Source organism: Gordonia sp. NPDC003376 (assembly GCF_053589235.1).
The window spans coordinates 207,692-222,747 of sequence record NZ_JBSFRM010000002.1 but is presented as its reverse complement, the minus strand read 5'-3'; the positions used below and the strand labels follow the sequence as shown (position 1 = coordinate 222,747).

Here is a 15,056-nt window from a genome sequence, read left to right as displayed (position 1 = left end):
CCCGCCGACGGACACCATCTGACGGAAACTCCGGACGATGACATCCGCACAAGACGATGGGCCCGGCAAGAATGCCGGGCCCATCGTCAGGGTGCGCGATACAAGGATTGAACTTGTGACCTCTTCCGTGTCAGGGAAGCGCTCTCCCACTGAGCTAATCGCGCGTGGTCATCTTCGATTGTCGAATGCTGACTCCGAGCGGATGACGGGATTCGAACCCGCGACCCTCACCTTGGCAAGGTGATGCGCTACCAGCTGCGCTACATCCGCATCGCTCCGGCGGGCCGATCTTGTGGATCGTTGTCGCCCGCGGTGCGGGACAGAACATTACGTGACAACGGTGTAATTTCCAAAACGCCTGCGCGGACTCTGTTTTCAAGAGCCGAGGAAGGGGGTGACATCGCCACGGTGAGATGGCCGGCGGCGTTTCTGGGCTGGGGGAGATGAAAAAGCAGGGCCCGGCTGAAATGCCGGGCCCCGCTTCAGGGTGCGCGATACAAGGATTGAACTTGTGACCTCTTCCGTGTCAGGGAAGCGCTCTCCCACTGAGCTAATCGCGCATGTTCTATTCAGTTGTCTAGAGGTGGCGACGGGAATCGAACCCGTGTACACGGCTTTGCAGGCCGTTGCCTCACCACTCGGCCACACCACCCGACGCGAGTTCACTCGCTCGAGCGGATGACGGGATTCGAACCCGCGACCCTCACCTTGGCAAGGTGATGCGCTACCAGCTGCGCTACATCCGCACGCTCCACGAGCGATCTTGTGGATCGTTGTGCTCGCGGTGCGGGACAGAACATTACGTGACTGTGTCGTGGGATGCCAAATCGGCTGGTCACGGGCCTGCCGGACACTGATGGCCAGGTGGTGACCGGCTGGTTGGCGGAGGATGAAGGCTCGCTGGTGATGCATGAGCGGATGATGAACACCGCATGTGCCGGCGATTTTGGTTCTGGCGGTCAGTGTGTGTAATGTTCTGGCTCGTGCAAGGGAGCCAGGTGCTCCTGCGACACGGTCCCGTGGCTCAGTGGAAGAGCGTCCCGTTCACACCGGGAAGGTCGCTGGTTCGATCCCAGCCGGGACCACAACAAGAAACACCAGGTGAGAGGCCCTATCCGAGTTAGTCGGGTGGGGCCTCTCCGCTTTCCGTGGACACGTTTTGGACACACTTCAATGCCGAGGCCCGTTGCTCGCTCAATCGCGTGGCCACCTGCTCCAGGTCGTCGGGGAACAGATCGGCGTAGGTGTCCAGTGTCATGCTGGCCTTGGCGTGGCCGAGCATGCGCTGGACGGCCTTCACGTTCGCCCCGGCCGAGATCGCCAGCGAGGCGGCCGTGTGTGGTGATGGTCGGGAACTCCGGCGTGCTCGGGTGACCGTCGGGGGACTCGGCGGACTCCTCGGCGCGGACCTTGGCCGTGCGCTCCACGACGCGCTCGACGGCTGGGGTGAGCGTTCGGTGTCGCCAGTTCGACGCCCGTAGTAGTCCGCCCTCCTCGGCGGGAAAGACGGGCGAGTCCAACGCCTTTCCACGGACCCGCGCGGCGAGGATCTCGTCCAAGAACTCGGGGAACGGAACTGTCCGGCGGGCCTGTGTCTTGGGGGCCTTGATCGGGTTGGCGGCGTCGGCCTCGGTGACGGCTCGCTCCACGGTGATCCGGCGGCGGCCGAGATCGACGTCCCGGGTGCGGAGTCCGGCCGTCTCACCGATCCGGAGACCCGTGTAGGCCAAGAACAGGATGAGGTCGTGGCCGCGCGGTCCGGCCTCGATGGCGAGTTCTGCTACTTGGGCGTGAGTGAGATAGCCGCGCGCCTTGTGGAGCCGCTTGGGCGCTGACACGTCGGCGGCCGGGTTGACCGCGAGGTTCCCGTCGGCCACGCCGAGCGCGAGGATCTGGCGTAGGACGCCGAGAGCGCCCTCGATCATCACGGCGCTGGTGCCAGCACCGAGCATTTCCGAGACCCACGCCTCGACATGGCTGCGCTTGATCTTTCCGACCGGCGTGGTTCCCCAACGTGGCTCGACGTCGTGCGAGTAGACGCTGAGACGGTTCCAGCGCGTCTTGGCGGCCTTGGCGTCGAGGGACTTCTTCCACGCCTCGGCCAGTGTGGCGACGGTGATCCGGCCCGCCGAGGTTGCTACGAACCCGCCGGTGGACTTCGAGACCTCGGTGGAGTGCATGTAGCTCGTCGCGTCCCGTTTGGTGCGGAACCCACGCTTGCGGGTCGTCTGCCCGCTCGGGAGGCGGTAGCGGACCTCGTACCGCGTCCCCGCCTTGGTGCTGTAGCTGCTGATGGTCGCCACGTCACGCCTTCTTTCGTCCGGGCTCGGTTGGTGGAAGTAGGCCCTCCTTGCGGCACCGCTCCACGTATCGCGCGGCCGTGCGTTCGGACGTGTCGAACGCCCGCATGACGGCCTGGACCGGGCGGTCCGCGATGTGCTCGCGGTAGATCGCTGCCACTTTCTCCAGGATCTCCGGCGTGACGCTCCGACGGGCGGCCGTCCTGCCCGCCTTCTTGGCTTGGCGGACACTCTGGAGCGCGTCCGCGTCCGGCTCGCTGGGCACGGTGACGAACGACGAACCAGCCGACTCCGAGCATGCGGCCGTGACGTACTCCATCCAGTCGTCTATCCGAACCAGACTCAGATCCTTGGCGCGAACCTCGGTCGTCTCGTCGGCCTTGAGGCTCAGCTCGGTACAGACAGGCACGCCTTGGCGCACAACGATTCTCATCGTGAGCGAGGGCTGGTTCTTGCCGGGGAACCTCACGAGGATCTCGGCCGGGAGTAGCCGATCCCCGACAGTCTCGACCGTCGAGTCGTCGTAGACCGCGACGCCCCAGTTCAGCGGTACCTCAATCAACATCGTCTAAACCCTGCCACTAAATCGGTTGGTCACTGGCAGGGACAACTATGCCACAAGTGTGGTGACCTTGGTTCATCAACACGCCACAACCGATATGAGGAGAGTCCGATGGACAACGAAACGCTAGACGGGGCAGCGGCGGCGCGCGTCCTGAACACCACGCCGGGAACGCTGGCCACATACCGCTACCTGAACAAGGGGCCGAAGTACTACAAGATCGGCCGTCGGGTGGTCTACCGCCGGTCCGACTTGGACGCATGGCTGGAGGCCCACGCCGTGAATCCAGGGGCCTCGGCATGAGCGCCGCGCTCGCTCTCGCGCTGGTTCTCGTCGCTGCTCTGGCGTGGTTAGCCGGAACGTTCCTCGGCTCCCATGCCGGTCGCCGTCGCGCGTAGCCGCCGCCATCACCAACCCACGAGATAGGGCTAAGGCCCGAGCGGCGCAACGTGATTCAGTCCAGGAGACCTACCAGTGACAGCAAACAGAAGAACCCCCGACCCGAAGATCAGGGGGCACTCCATCCGACGATCGGCAACCCAACCGATGGGGATAACTATACCGCCAACGGTGGTGATGAGCGATTAAGAGAATCACCCTCGGGGTGACCGAGACCGAGGTCGAAGTAGAGGACGACATAGCCGAAGAGATCGAGACCCACCAGTCGCTCGTAGCGAGCCTGGAGAAGGAGAACGAGCGGCTCCAGTACCGGCTCGACAAGGTGAAGTTCGACGCCTACGAGCGGGAGAAGAACCTACGGGCGGCGCGGCGTCAGCTCGACTCAGAGGAGCGGGCCGAGCGCGCCTCCATCGACGGCCGTCTGACCGACCGGATCCTCGACGTCGATGGATTCATGGACGCGACGCCGCCGGTCGCCCTCGTGAAAGACGTCCTCGACGGCGGCGGTACCTCCATGCTCATCGGGCAGCGCGGTAGCTATAAGACGGCCGTGGCTCTGACGATCGCGTTGTGCATTGCCACCGGCCGCTCGTGGGGACGTCACGCGACCGAGCGCGGCCGGGTGCTGTATCTCGTGGGCGAGGGCGGGGGCCGTGCGTTCGGTATCCGGCTGGAGGCATGGCTCACTCACCAGGACGCCGCTCGCGATGAGATCCGCGAGTGGTTCCGGGGCGTCGATGGGTCGGTTCCGTTCATGTCCGATGCGTGGGACGAGCTGATCGAGTTCGCCAAGGACTACAGACCTGCGCTGATCGTCGTAGACACGCTCGCACGTCACCAAGTCGGTCTTGAGGAGAACTCGAACTCGGACGCCTCGGACGCGGTGGCCAAGGCCGACCGGCTCCGAGAGGAGACCGGCGCGGCCGTCATGCTGCTGCACCACCCACCCAAGGGCGGCACTACCGGACGAGGAGCGAGCGCCTGGGAAGGGGCGGCCGACTCAGTGTTCGTGCTCACCAAGGACGAGCCGGTCCCCGGACAGGTCGAAATGACCACGACCAAGCAGAAGCACCGACCCGAGACGGGCTCGTGGGCGTTCCGTATCGCTCAGGTCGAGGTGGCCGCGAATGGGATCTGGCCTACCTCGATGGTCCCCGTTCACGCCGACCCGCTGACCGTCACCGCACGCGAACGCGAGGAGAAGAGAAACGCCGAGGCCGCTCTCGACGCCGAGGTCCTCGACTTCATCCGGGGCCGTCAGGCGGCCGACATGGCCCCGAATAAGAGCGAGTTCCGAGACCACTTCCAGGAGACGAAACGGCGGGAGACCGCGCTCGACGCGCTGGCTCGACTCAAGCACCAGGGACGCGTCGAGGAGGTTCGAGGCAAGGGCCGAGCCCGCGTGCTGCACGTCGTCACCGACGCCGCGATTCTGCCGTTCGAGACGCGACAGGAGGAGGCCAATGCCTGATCTATCCGCGCTGGAGTTTGCGCGGATAGCACGCGGATACAGCGCGGATAGCCCATGCCGGTTGACCTGCGTAAACGGACCTATCCGCGTATCCGCGCTAATCCGCGTTCTATCCGCGCAAGTATCCGCGCTATCCGCGCGGGGTCTAGAGGACCCCGAGTGGTGGATAACAGCGGCGGCGGATGACAACACCTCAAACCAGGAGAACTGACCATGACCAAACACAAGGCCATCCGGGCCTCGGTCACCCGCAACGGCTACGCCCGGGACCGCACTCAGGTTCCCGAGTTGGCCGACAAGCAACGCCTACGCGGCGAGTTCGGGATCTCCCGCCGTGCGCTCGCGGACGATCTCGGTATCGCCCGCCGAGATCGAGGGCGTCGGAAACGTCTCGCGGCCGAGGTGATCGAGCAGGAGGAGCGCGGTCGTGGCTAGTTACAACACCCGAGACGGGGCGGTCGGCCTCCTGGAGGCGGTCCTCCGCGACTCACCCGATCTCCGAGGGGCCGCGTGCAAGGGGCGTGGGCGATGGTTCGATCCCGATCTGTCAGCCGAGGCGGCCGGATTCCGCACGAACGACGACCGAGAGCAAGCCATCACGGTCACCTGCGTCTCGTGTCCCGTCCGCGCTCGCTGCTGGGAGTGGGCGACGTCGGTTAGTCCGAACCGGATCACTGGACCGACGGCCGCGAGTACCTCGATCGCCGGTGCCATGCGCTGGCGAGGTCCTCGGCGTGCTGCGGCTCTACGAGCCACCGAGGACCAGGAGGACACCGAGACCGAGATCGCCACGCCTCGGCCAGCTCAGCGGCGCGGCGCACGGTCCAAGGTCCGGCCGTCGATCAATCGCAGAGGTAGGAGGAACAGAGGATGACGACCCGCCGAGATCCCAATCGGAAATGGACCGCCCACGATCGGGCCTACCGCAAGGCCCGAGCACGATTCCGCGCCTTGTGTGCGAAGGCGGGCGTCCCCTGCCATCTCTGCGGCCGGGAGATCGACTACTCGCTCATTGACGGCCGCGACGCCGAGGCGTTCGAGTGCGATCACTTCTACCCGGTGAGCAAGCGGCCCGAGCTGGCCTACGACGCGGCCAACTTCCGCGCGTCGCATATGGCCTGCAACCGATCACGTGGTGACGCCGAGGTTCGGCAGACTCTCGGAGTCCCGAGTGAGGACTGGTGACCAACCCGCTCTATCGCGGGTTGGTGCGAGGTCGTCCAGGGGTAGGGGGTCCGCGCCACAAACTCACGCCCCTCACGGAGACGCCGCCGGTCTCCTGGCGTTTGAAAAACGCGGACCTCTGACCAGCACATATTCCGCTACTGAAAATGACCACCAATATCAGCACGACGATAGGACTCTCGACATGACTCACCCGAACCGATCCGACGCCTCCCGGGCCTCGGCAACCCGCCTCGTCCTCGCCCTCCGCGACGAGGACCCGGACGCCATATTCGCCGTCCTCAACGAGGCGACTGACGTCGCTGCTCTGCGAGATCTCGCGGTGGCGGCCGCGACGCTCGCGGCCCAGAGGATCACCGACGACGAGGCCCCGGTCCTCGTGGCCCAGGCGTTGGACAAGCTGGCCGACCCGCCGACCGTGTGACCAGTATTGTCAAGCGGGACAACAGGACTCGTTCCTGATAGTCTCGATCACGACGGCGTAAGTCGTCAGCTTGGCGGCCTCGGCTGCGTGGGTAGACCATCGGTAACCAATCCGCCCGTCCCCACGGTCCGAGATCCCCGCCAACCTTCGCCCGGTGAGGCCAGCGGTAACCAGCCCGTCCGCCCCCGAGGAGGGTTGCAACCCCCAGTGAGGCCCCACGGGCCTCGGACTGGTCAGCGCACCTCCTCCACCGCGTGCGCTCATCACCTCCGAGGCCCCTGGGATCTCTCCCAGAATCTCGCCCCAGGAGGCACCCAGAATGAGCACTACTCGACTTCAGCACTTCGATGATCTGACCGACGACGCCCTCGCGGCACGCATTGGCCACCACCGCACCCGAGCCCAGGCCCTCGTCGGACAGGCCAAGGCGGCCGGGGCGAACTCGCCCGTCGGAATCAAGGCCCGCGAGGACGCCGCTAACGCCCTCTCGCTCGTGAAGGCGATGGGCGAGGAACTCCGCGAACGAACCGAGTTCGCCAAGAACGGCAGCAAGTCCGGTGGCGAGATCCGCCGTATCGACCCCGAGAAGGGGTTCGAGGCAGCGACCGGCGGACAGAAGGCGACCACCCACCTCACGGCGTCGGCGCTGCGCGAGGCTGGCGAGACGGCCGTGACCGCCTCGCTCTCCGCTGGCGGCCAGAAGAACCTTTCCCTGACCGACTCGACTGCTGTCGTCGTCGTTGCGCCGACAATCCGCCCGCTCGGTCGGCCGGTGAGCATTCTCGACGTGATCGAGGCCCAGGCGGTCAGCTCCCCGACGTTCAAGTACCTACGTCAGGCCAGCCGCACCAACCGGGCGGCCGTCGTGGCCCCCGGCGCGGTGAAGCCCACCAGCGAGTACGGCGTGGACACGATCCCCCGTGAGCTGAAAGTCATCGCCCACCTCTCGGACGGGATCGCGGAGTACGACCTCACCGACGTTGCCGACCTCCAGGCGTTCGTCGGCTCGGAACTCGAATACGGGCTACGCCTTGCCGTCGAGCGCGAACTCATCCAGGGTGACGGCACCGCCGGTCACCTGAACGGCTTCGCGGCCACCTCGGGAATCCAGACCGTCGCCTACGCGACCGACCTCCTGCGGACCACCCGAAAGTCGCTGACCGCCATCGAGGCGTTGGGATATCAGGGCGCGGTATTCGTCGTGAGCCCGACCGTGCTGGAGGAGATCGACCTCGCCGTCACCGGCGGCTCGGGTGAGTGCCTGAACGCGACCGCACCGTTCGACCGCGCCGAGTACAAGCTCTGGGGCGTCCCGATCGTCCCGAGCACTCAGCTCCCGGCGGGCGTCGGATACCTCGTCGGCGCTGACGCTGTGCGGCTGTACACCGATCCCGGCGCAACGATCCGCATTCAGTGGGATCGGGCCTCGGACGACTTCGAGCGCAACCTCATCCGCGCCCGCCTTGAGGGGCGTTTCGAGGTCGGCGTCTCTCGTCCCGAGTCGATCGTCCGGTTCAGCACCGTATCCGCATGATCCATACCTACGCCCAGGCCTGCCACCGTGCGGCCTGGGCGTGGGATCGGTTCTGACACAAGGAGTTAGACGTGGCGCTTTGGGGTGAGGGTTCGGGCCTCAGTATCGGCGGCGTGTTCGACGGTGGGATTCAGCCCGAGGGCAACGGTGCCCGCCTGAAACTTGGGATCGACCTACCCGTCCTGCCCGATATCCCGCTGGTGAACGTGAAGATTCCGGGGTTCCGCGACGGCGGCGTGATCCCCGGAGGTCGCCAGTACCCGGCCCCGCGAGGCGTGGACCACGGCAAGCCAACGCGGGCGACGTCGGCGCTCCAGTCGGCCGATCAGCGACGTGAGGGCGTCGGCCTGGCTCCAGCACGACCCACGCGGGCCTCGAACTCGTCGCGGCCGGTCCGCATGGCCAGCGGTGGAGTGATGGGACCGTCGGGCCACGAGCCAGCGGTCGCTCCACGAGGTCACCGTGTCGTCGTGGTGAGCCCTCGTAGGGCGGCGCACGAGATCAGCCCGGGCGTCCCATGCCCGAGCTGTGCGGCTGGGATCACCGTTCCGGTCCGCTGACCTCCACTGTGAGAGCCTCGGTGCCGGATAGGCTGGGGACAACACAATTTCATAGCTCGGAACGACCACGGTCGTGCCGTGCGTCCGTCGAGCGCCTCACCCTGTACTTCTCCGGGGTGGGGCGTTCGTCGTTGGTTTCAATCCATCGTGTCAGTGGAAAGCACATATCGTTGTGGGCATGGTCTTCATCGGCGGTATCGGAATCGGCGGCACTGACGAGGCGGGAAACGAATTCACTACATTGGCCGCGCTCCCGCTTGATATGCGCCTGTCCGTCGGACGACTCAGTCAGCGAGCGATTGAGGATCAGCAATTCTGGCAGCTGATGATCGGTGCGGAACTCCTCGGCATAGTGAGTGAGATTACGAGCTACACGCACCCCGATACAGATCCACCAGACCTGGTGGTTTCCGTGGGGGACGACACGTTCAATGTGGAGTTGACGTCAATCACGGCGCCGCAGGTTTCGCGTCAACGTCTGGCGGAGGTTCGATCAGTCGGCCGGAGGCTCAGTGAGCGCCTCACCGGGACGCCTGACCGTTACTCCCACCTCGTAGGCAAACAAGTGTGGGTATTCGACCGAAGTGGTGACGACACCCGGCTACCGCGACGCGCAGGAGGCAAGCTAGCGACCCTCATAGACGCCATCGCAAGAGAACTGGAAACTGACTTCGGCGTGGTGAGCGGTATTCCTCCCAATCCCGACGGGACTATCCCGCAGTCTGTGCCCGCAAGTATTGTCCAGCGCGGTCGGCGGGAGGTGGAGGGTTACTACCTGGAGATTCATCCCGACCACGCGAATCCATCCGCTCCTGCTATGGCGACCGGAATGGCTCAGATCACCATTGAAACTGCGAGGCTGGAGCAGGAATTCCTGAGCCGAATCGCTAAGAAGGACCGTGGCCCGAACGACATTCTGATAATCACCACTGGGCTCCCTGACGACACCGGATACGCTTGTCCAGCCGACCATTTCGTCTACAACACATTGGCACGACGGATTCGCCAGGGCCTCCTCAAACCACCAGCGACGAGTGAACTCAGGCAAGTCATCTTCAATCATCACGGTTCCATACAAGATGTGGTGTTTCTGGACACGAACCTCTCGGGCGCTCGATTCGTCCGGCAGTTTGACCCGCCAGTTCCTCCAGCAGGTCCGTAGTCCTCCGCCATCGCCCTCGGCCACCGTATCGCGGCCGTCGGTGCCGAGGAGCGCGCCCAGGCCCGCCGGGAGGGCCAGAACCGAGGCCGTGAGAGACAGAGGATGGCAAAATCTCCGCATGACTTCCAGTCCCAGCACCCAGCGGAGCCTTAGCGCCCTCGAACTACTCACCGTCGCAATGACCCAGGATGACGCTAACCTCGGAGCGACGATCCGCGACGACGTTGAGGACCTGCCGCACCAGGACGCGGTGAACGTGCTCCTAGATCGAATTGGCGGATTGGTCGATCTCTCTATTCTCATAGCCGCCCGTGTACACGCACTTACCGATGAGACTGCGGAGGAGATTCTGGCCGAGTTAGGGGAGCGGATCGTTCTCCGAGGGTCCGACGATGAGTACTGAGCGCTGGACACCATTTGGACACAAAACGTGTCCAAGCAGGCCGATTCCCGTTGATCTAGGTTGACCAATAATGCCAGGTGAGGGCACATATCGGCAGGTGTCAACGGGGCCATTTTCTAGTTCACACCGGGAAGGTCGCTGGTTCGATCCCAGCCGGGACCACAAGGTCACAGCGATATTCAGCCGGCCCGGCAATAAGCGGGCAATTTCCGAGGGAAGTGCCCACCGTGAGCGCCGCCTCGAGTCCATGCGGAGCTCCCCAGCCTCATGGCCGACGCCCTCTGGCGAGACGCCGCTGACCGGCTGCCGTCGCCGCGACATTCCGGGTTGACCGTCGAGTTCAACGAGGCCGCGATCTCCACTGACCCGAGTGCCTGTCCTGCGAAGCTCCTCGGGTAGGGCGACGGTCCGCCGTGGGCAGTTCGTCGGTGGTGCGGCTGAGGGGGTCCCACCCGCAGCATCCTGCTTACGAGCGCTCGAACCCAGATGCGCTGTGGAACAGGTGATTACTCCTCACCGGTGTGCGCTGTGCGGAACCAGCGATACGAGCACCCCCATGAGGCCATGGGGTAGTCGTGTGTTCAGCTCCCTGATTCGAAATAGGGTGTGATCTCGCGGACGAAACCCTTTGTGCCAGAGGCGGATAGGGATTCCAGGAATGCCTCCGTGGTCACCGGCGGGTGACCACGTTCGTCTGCGGTTTGGGCTACGCGGGCCACTGCGCGCGCCGGGTTGCGGTGGAGCAGGTCCACGAGGAACCGGTCGGAGCTGCGTGTGTGGAGCCCCGGCGGCTCTAGGACCGCCTTCGGGAAGTGCTCGGTGTTGTCGGTGACGATTGCAGATGCGTGGCTTCTCACGGCGGCTGCGACAACGTGGCGGTCGTCGGGGTCGGGCATCCCGGTGATCGCCGCTTCGACCGGCTCCCAACCTTCCACGCAGGCGTCCTCGAACGCGTCGTTCCTGGCATCGACTCGTGTGCGCGCTCGCTCCTCGGAGGCACGGCCCTTCGTCGCTCGGTGGATACCGCGCACAGTCTCGTCCATGATGCGGTCGCTCCACAGAGGGAAACACGCCTGTTGCCCGGCGAATGTGAGGAGCAGATCGACTCTGCGGATCGGCACCAGGACACAGGCGTCGAGCACCACGCGAAACCCTGCCAGGGTGCGGCGGCTGTGCTCATGTGGCCGGCTTTCCGACCAATCGAAATAGACGCAATACCTGGCGGTCGGCTGTGGATAGTCCACGGCTACCCACGAAGGTCGAGAGGAACAGGGCAGTTGCCGCTGGTGTCGGCAACCATCGGCGTTCGACGCCGATCGCAACGAGGGCCGCAACGTTGTGGAACGGTCTTTCTCCTGGCCATGGCAATGGCGGGGGCCGGCCACCTGATACGGCACACTCGCCGTCACCTACCGGGCAGGTGTGACCCGCAACGCCATCGTCCAGTGGCTACCGCACTGAGGGGACATGCCCGCTCACAGAGCGGAAGTGACCGCCCGTCCCAGACCAGAACCTTCGGGAGTGGTCCTCGGTCTGTCGGGAAGGGCGGTCGCGGCACACCTACCGTCCGAGGAGATGGTCTGAGATCAACTTCAGCTGGATTTCCGAGGTGCCCTCGAAGATCTTGGTCAGGCGCGCATCCCGCCAGTACCGTTCAGCGGCGTACTCACTCGTATAGCCGGCGCCGCCATGGATCTGGAGTCCCTCGCTGGTAACCCGCTCCGACATCTCACTCGCGGAGTACTTGACCATTGAGGCCTCGAGGTCGGCGCGACCGCCGGCATCTATCGTGGTGCACACGTGATACATCATCTGGCGGTTCGTCTCGATCTGCGTGGCCATGTCTGCGAGTTTGAAGCGGATCGCCTGCAGGTCGCTGATCGGCCGGCCGAACTGTCGCCGGTTGAGCGCATACTCGGTGGCGTCCTCGAGGGCGCCGCGGGCGAGCCCGATGCTGCGCGCGGCGGTGTGGGCGCGCGCGGTCTCGAGCTTGTGCATCGCCGCATAGAAGCCGCGGCCCTCCTCACCGATGAGGGCGTCCGCTGGAAGGCGGAAGCCGTCGAAGGAGAGCTCCCAGGTCTTCCAGCCGCGGTAGCCGATCTTCCGGATCGGGGTACCGCTGATGCCCTCGGGAAAGCTGCCGCGTTCCTTGTCGATCAAGAAGACGCTGATGCCGCGGTGCCGCTTGGTCGGATCCGGATCGGTGGATGTGCGGGCGAAGAGCATGATGAAGTCGGCCTGGTCGGCGTAGGTGCACCACATCTTGTTGCCGGTGATCACCCAGTCGTCGCCGTCGCGCCGGGCGCGGCAGCTGATGTTCGCGACATCGGAGCCCGCCTCGTTCTCGGACAGGGCGAAGGCGCAGAGGTACTCGCCGCGGGCCATCCGGGGCAGGATGTCGCGCTCCTGCTCCTCGGTAAAGCCCGGCAGCAGTGCGTTGCCGCGGGCCATCAGGCTGCCGACGCTCATCCAGGCGCGCGAGAGCTCCTCGGCGATCATGCAGTATTCGAACGCGCCCATCCCGAGGCCGCCGTACTCTTCCGGAATCAGGATTCCGAAGAAGCCGATGTCGGCCATCTTCTGCCGAAGTTCGTCGGGGATCAGGCCGTTGACCGGATCCAGCTCGTTGGCCGCGGGGAGGACCTCGTCGATGGCGAACTGGCGCGCGAGCTGCTGCAGCTCGCGCCGCTCCTCGGTCATCACAGTGTTGCCGCCTCCTCGAGAACCGGTGTCACGTACTCCTTGAACTTGACCGGGTCCTCCGACATCGGGAAGTGGCCCATGCCCGTCATTTCGACGAAGTGGCAGCCCTTGACCTTGGCGGCCAGCTCGCGGCCCGCGGACGGGGGCGCGGACCAGTCGTACTCGCCGCTGAGGACCCACATTCCGACTTTGGTGGTGTCGATCAGGGGCGCGGAGTCGGTGAGGTCATGCCCGATCATGTAGTACGCGAGGTCGCCCTTGAATACGGGCGGGGCGCCCTGGCTGTAGACCCAGACGGTCTCCCGGACGTACTTCTCCGGGCTGGTGGGCGAGCAGAGGGTCTGCATCAGCGCCGGCTTGGTGTCGTTGCTGATCTGGGGATGGTAGAGCCACGGGAGGATGCGCTCCATGCCGTGCGAGTGCAGCGCCGCCTCGATGCCGACGACTGCACGGTACTTCTCCGGACACGCCAGGGCGAGGTCCGCGGCGAGGTGACCGCCCATCGAGCAGCCCATGAAGATCGGGCGGTCCAAGCCCAGCTGGTCGGCGAGCTGGTTGTGGAATTCGATGAAGAACTCCTTGGACAGCGAGTACTCGGCTTTCCACCACTCGACGTCCTCGGGGGGCAGCGAGCGGCCGTGGTACGGCGCATCGGCGGCGATCAGGCGGTACTTGGAAGTGAAGTCTGGGTCCTCGAGGAGGTGGCGCCACTGTCGGCTGTCACAGCCTGCGGTGTGCTGGAGGACGATGGGGATGCCTGCGCCGGCCTCCTCGAAGTAGATCCGGTAGTCGACACCCTGGACGGTGAGCGTGACGTAGCGACCGACTGCGGTCGAGAGCTGGGCGGTCATGCGGCGACCTCCTTGTTGGCGAGAGTGCGGAGGACGTCCAGCGAGCGCCGGATCGCTGGGTAGTAGGCCATGATCTGCTGCATGTCGCCTTCGATCGCGAAGCCGTGGTAGAGCATGGCGGCGTAGTAGTCCTGGAAGAACGCGGCAGGTACCGGTGCGAGCAGCTGTGCCCAGTGTTCGGACGTCCCGGAGAGCTGGAAGTCCCACGCGTCGAAGGGGGTTGCATCTGTGTCGATTGCGGTGACGACTCCGTCGATGATGCGGACGAGCCAGTTGCGTCCGTCTGAACCGATGCGGACGGTGGTGTTCCAGTACCGGGCCTGGAGGCTGAATTCGGGATCGTCGTTGAGTGCCTCGCGCAACTCGACTGGATCGAAGACGAGGGGTGTTGTGGCGGTCATAACTGCTCCTACTGTTCCGACTAGCAGCACGTCGTGCTGTATAACGGTACGAAGCAGTGTGTGATGGATCACGTCAGATGTCAAGCCGCTACGGCGTACATCGCAAGAAGGGCCCAGGCGGTTGCCTGGGCCCTTCGGGCTGGTGGTGGATGGTGAAGACGTCAGACGGCGTAATCGTCGGTGATCGCCTGGGCGGTTCTGTGCACCATTGCTCCCCACTCGGGCACTCTGGATTCCTCGAATCTCGAGTCGGGCATGCTGATCGAGACCGTCGCGACAGGCCGCCCTTCCGCGTTGACCACCGCGGACCCGATCGCGCGCACACCTGCGCGGTTCTCGGCACGGTTGACCGCATAGCCGTTGGTGCGTGCTTGATGGACCTGCTGAACTATCGCGGCCGGGTCGGTGATCGTGTTCGGTGTCGTCGGGTCGAGTGGTGCCGCCAGGAACTCCATGAACTCGGATTCGGGGAGCGCGGCGAGCCAGGCCTTTCCGGCCGCGCTGTTATGGAATCCCGTACCCGCACCGATCGGATTGAAGGTTCGTACGGGGTGTATCGAGTCGACGCGCTCAATGAGCACCAGCTGCTGGGCGCCATCCGGAAGGCAGAAGTGGATCGTCTCCCCGGTCGCCCTGCCGAGCTCGGTGATGTGGGGTAGCGCGACGTCACGAATGCCGCGAGCTGGAACGCCATGACGAGCGATCGACAACAGGCGTGGGGTCAGTTGCCAACGTGTGATGGGCTCCGACGAGGTTTCCGCCCACCCCTCGAGTTCGAGTGTCCGGAGGAGCCGCTGAACCGTCGACTTCGGCAGCTGTAGCGTGCGCGACAGTTCCCCAACACCGACCGACGGCGTCGACGACGCGATCGCCTCGACCACCCTCAAGCCGCGAATGAGGCTCTGCGTTCCGCCCGGCGTGCCATTCTGCTCATTGTCGGCGGGCGTGTTCTCGCTGTTAGGGGGCATCGTGGCCTGTTCTCCGGTGATCTAGCTGGCGAGCCTCGCTTGTCGGAGGTCGTTCCAGCATACGGCACGGTGGGAGTTGTGGCCGCTGTAGATCGCGCGGGCCGGTGGGTGGCGATCTTGACATGGTGTGACT

The 15,056-nt window shown here is 65.0% G+C and carries 15 protein-coding genes, 6 tRNA genes and 1 pseudogene; 10 read left to right on the top strand and 12 right to left on the bottom strand.

The genetic code is table 11. The features are described 5' to 3' along the window. Positions 1 to 92: 92 nt before the first annotated feature. From ACWDUA_RS03275 to ACWDUA_RS03255, 5 genes are all read right to left on the bottom strand, one after another. Positions 93 to 164: transfer RNA gene (locus ACWDUA_RS03275), tRNA-Val, on the bottom strand. Positions 165 to 197: 33 nt separating this feature from the next. Continuing rightward, a tRNA-Gly gene (locus ACWDUA_RS03270) sits at positions 198 to 270 on the bottom strand. Between the two features lie 218 nt (positions 271 to 488). Continuing rightward, a tRNA-Val gene (locus ACWDUA_RS03265) sits at positions 489 to 560 on the bottom strand. A gap of 21 nt (positions 561 to 581) precedes the next feature. Then, a tRNA-Cys gene (locus ACWDUA_RS03260) sits at positions 582 to 652 on the bottom strand. A gap of 21 nt (positions 653 to 673) precedes the next feature. Then, a tRNA-Gly gene (locus tag ACWDUA_RS03255) sits at positions 674 to 746 on the bottom strand. A 267-nt stretch (positions 747 to 1,013) separates the two neighbouring features. Between ACWDUA_RS03255 and ACWDUA_RS03250 the strand changes: the two genes are divergently transcribed. Both ACWDUA_RS03250 and ACWDUA_RS03245 read left to right on the top strand, forming a co-directional pair. Further along, positions 1,014 to 1,085 (top strand) — tRNA-Val (locus ACWDUA_RS03250). Positions 1,086 to 1,244: 159 nt separating this feature from the next. Continuing rightward, the gene (locus tag ACWDUA_RS03245) at positions 1,245 to 1,481 is read left to right on the top strand and encodes a hypothetical protein (RefSeq protein ID WP_449749557.1); all 237 of its coding nucleotides are present in this window, start codon (positions 1,245 to 1,247) and stop codon (positions 1,479 to 1,481) included. Here ACWDUA_RS03245 and ACWDUA_RS03240 read toward each other — a convergent pair. Both ACWDUA_RS03240 and ACWDUA_RS03235 read right to left on the bottom strand, forming a co-directional pair. Next, positions 1,476 to 1,925, bottom strand: a pseudogene (locus ACWDUA_RS03240) (tyrosine-type recombinase/integrase); the annotation flags it as partial. The gene ACWDUA_RS03245 and the pseudogene ACWDUA_RS03240 overlap by 6 nt on opposite strands. Positions 1,926 to 2,304: 379 nt before the next feature. Then, the gene (locus tag ACWDUA_RS03235) at positions 2,305 to 2,865 is read right to left on the bottom strand and encodes a hypothetical protein (protein WP_449749556.1); all 561 of its coding nucleotides are present in this window, start codon (positions 2,863 to 2,865) and stop codon (positions 2,305 to 2,307) included. Positions 2,866 to 2,973: 108 nt separating this feature from the next. On the opposite strand from ACWDUA_RS03235, the gene ACWDUA_RS03230 reads away from it, so the two are divergent. The 8 genes from ACWDUA_RS03230 to ACWDUA_RS03195 all read left to right on the top strand — a co-directional run bounded on the left by ACWDUA_RS03230 (position 2,974) and on the right by ACWDUA_RS03195 (position 10,000). Next, a complete protein-coding gene (locus tag ACWDUA_RS03230; protein ID WP_449749555.1) occupies positions 2,974 to 3,165 on the top strand; it encodes a helix-turn-helix transcriptional regulator in 192 nt (63 codons plus the stop codon). A 301-nt stretch (positions 3,166 to 3,466) separates the two neighbouring features. Continuing rightward, entirely contained in the window at positions 3,467 to 4,732 is a 1,266-nt protein-coding gene (locus ACWDUA_RS03225) for an AAA family ATPase (RefSeq protein WP_449749554.1), read from the top strand. 213 nt (positions 4,733 to 4,945) lie between these two features. Then, positions 4,946 to 5,167 carry a hypothetical protein gene (locus ACWDUA_RS03220; RefSeq protein ID WP_449749553.1) on the top strand — a complete coding sequence of 74 codons (222 nt, stop codon included), beginning with the start codon at positions 4,946 to 4,948 and terminating at the stop codon, positions 5,165 to 5,167. Positions 5,168 to 5,602: 435 nt separating this feature from the next. Continuing rightward, positions 5,603 to 5,917, top strand: coding sequence for an HNH endonuclease (locus ACWDUA_RS03215; protein WP_449749552.1), 315 nt, complete (start codon positions 5,603 to 5,605; stop codon positions 5,915 to 5,917). Between the two features lie 184 nt (positions 5,918 to 6,101). Then, complete coding sequence (locus tag ACWDUA_RS03210; protein WP_449749551.1) at positions 6,102 to 6,341, top strand: hypothetical protein; 240 nt, start codon at positions 6,102 to 6,104, stop codon at positions 6,339 to 6,341. Positions 6,342 to 6,660: 319 nt separating this feature from the next. Continuing rightward, positions 6,661 to 7,875 (top strand): phage major capsid protein, encoded by a 1,215-nt coding sequence (locus tag ACWDUA_RS03205; RefSeq protein ID WP_449749550.1) that lies wholly within the window; start codon positions 6,661 to 6,663, stop codon positions 7,873 to 7,875. 738 nt (positions 7,876 to 8,613) lie between these two features. Beyond that, positions 8,614 to 9,597, top strand: coding sequence for a hypothetical protein (locus tag ACWDUA_RS03200; RefSeq protein ID WP_449749549.1), 984 nt, complete (start codon positions 8,614 to 8,616; stop codon positions 9,595 to 9,597). 118 nt (positions 9,598 to 9,715) lie between these two features. Next, entirely contained in the window at positions 9,716 to 10,000 is a 285-nt protein-coding gene (locus tag ACWDUA_RS03195) for a hypothetical protein (RefSeq protein ID WP_449749548.1), read from the top strand. A 581-nt stretch (positions 10,001 to 10,581) separates the two neighbouring features. Here ACWDUA_RS03195 and ACWDUA_RS03190 read toward each other — a convergent pair. From ACWDUA_RS03190 to ACWDUA_RS03170, 5 genes are all read right to left on the bottom strand, one after another. Then, on the bottom strand, positions 10,582 to 11,145 hold the full coding sequence (locus tag ACWDUA_RS03190; protein ID WP_449749547.1) for a PIN domain-containing protein: 564 nt from the start codon (positions 11,143 to 11,145) through the stop codon (positions 10,582 to 10,584). Between the two features lie 415 nt (positions 11,146 to 11,560). Continuing rightward, entirely contained in the window at positions 11,561 to 12,700 is a 1,140-nt protein-coding gene (locus ACWDUA_RS03185) for an acyl-CoA dehydrogenase family protein (protein WP_449749546.1), read from the bottom strand. Then, positions 12,700 to 13,554, bottom strand: a complete 855-nt coding sequence (locus ACWDUA_RS03180) for an alpha/beta fold hydrolase (RefSeq protein WP_449749545.1) — start codon at positions 13,552 to 13,554, stop codon at positions 12,700 to 12,702. The genes ACWDUA_RS03185 and ACWDUA_RS03180 overlap by 1 nt, the downstream gene beginning before the upstream one ends. Continuing rightward, on the bottom strand, positions 13,551 to 13,955 hold the full coding sequence (locus ACWDUA_RS03175) for a hypothetical protein (protein ID WP_449749544.1): 405 nt from the start codon (positions 13,953 to 13,955) through the stop codon (positions 13,551 to 13,553). Before ACWDUA_RS03175 ends, ACWDUA_RS03180 begins: the two co-directional genes overlap by 4 nt. Positions 13,956 to 14,116: 161 nt before the next feature. Then, entirely contained in the window at positions 14,117 to 14,923 is an 807-nt protein-coding gene (locus tag ACWDUA_RS03170; protein ID WP_449749543.1) for an IclR family transcriptional regulator, read from the bottom strand. Positions 14,924 to 15,056 lie beyond the last annotated feature (133 nt).

Bases quoted from the DNA above. Each gene is read 5' to 3' on its own strand.
- ACWDUA_RS03230 (WP_449749555.1), top strand. From the start codon at position 2,974: ATGGACAACGAAACGCTAGACGGGGCAGCGGCGGCGCGCGTCCTGAAC.
- ACWDUA_RS03210 (WP_449749551.1), top strand. From the start codon at position 6,102: ATGACTCACCCGAACCGATCCGACGCCTCCCGGGCCTCGGCAACCCGC.
- ACWDUA_RS03170 (WP_449749543.1), bottom strand. From the start codon at position 14,923: ATGCCCCCTAACAGCGAGAACACGCCCGCCGACAATGAGCAGAATGGC.
- ACWDUA_RS03220 (WP_449749553.1), top strand. From the start codon at position 4,946: ATGACCAAACACAAGGCCATCCGGGCCTCGGTCACCCGCAACGGCTAC.
- ACWDUA_RS03205 (WP_449749550.1), top strand. From the start codon at position 6,661: ATGAGCACTACTCGACTTCAGCACTTCGATGATCTGACCGACGACGCC.
- ACWDUA_RS03180 (WP_449749545.1), bottom strand. From the start codon at position 13,554: ATGACCGCCCAGCTCTCGACCGCAGTCGGTCGCTACGTCACGCTCACC.
- ACWDUA_RS03185 (WP_449749546.1), bottom strand. From the start codon at position 12,700: ATGACCGAGGAGCGGCGCGAGCTGCAGCAGCTCGCGCGCCAGTTCGCC.
- ACWDUA_RS03175 (WP_449749544.1), bottom strand. From the start codon at position 13,955: ATGACCGCCACAACACCCCTCGTCTTCGATCCAGTCGAGTTGCGCGAG.
- ACWDUA_RS03200 (WP_449749549.1), top strand. From the start codon at position 8,614: ATGGTCTTCATCGGCGGTATCGGAATCGGCGGCACTGACGAGGCGGGA.
- ACWDUA_RS03195 (WP_449749548.1), top strand. From the start codon at position 9,716: ATGACTTCCAGTCCCAGCACCCAGCGGAGCCTTAGCGCCCTCGAACTA.
- ACWDUA_RS03235 (WP_449749556.1), bottom strand. From the start codon at position 2,865: ATGTTGATTGAGGTACCGCTGAACTGGGGCGTCGCGGTCTACGACGAC.
- ACWDUA_RS03215 (WP_449749552.1), top strand. From the start codon at position 5,603: ATGACGACCCGCCGAGATCCCAATCGGAAATGGACCGCCCACGATCGG.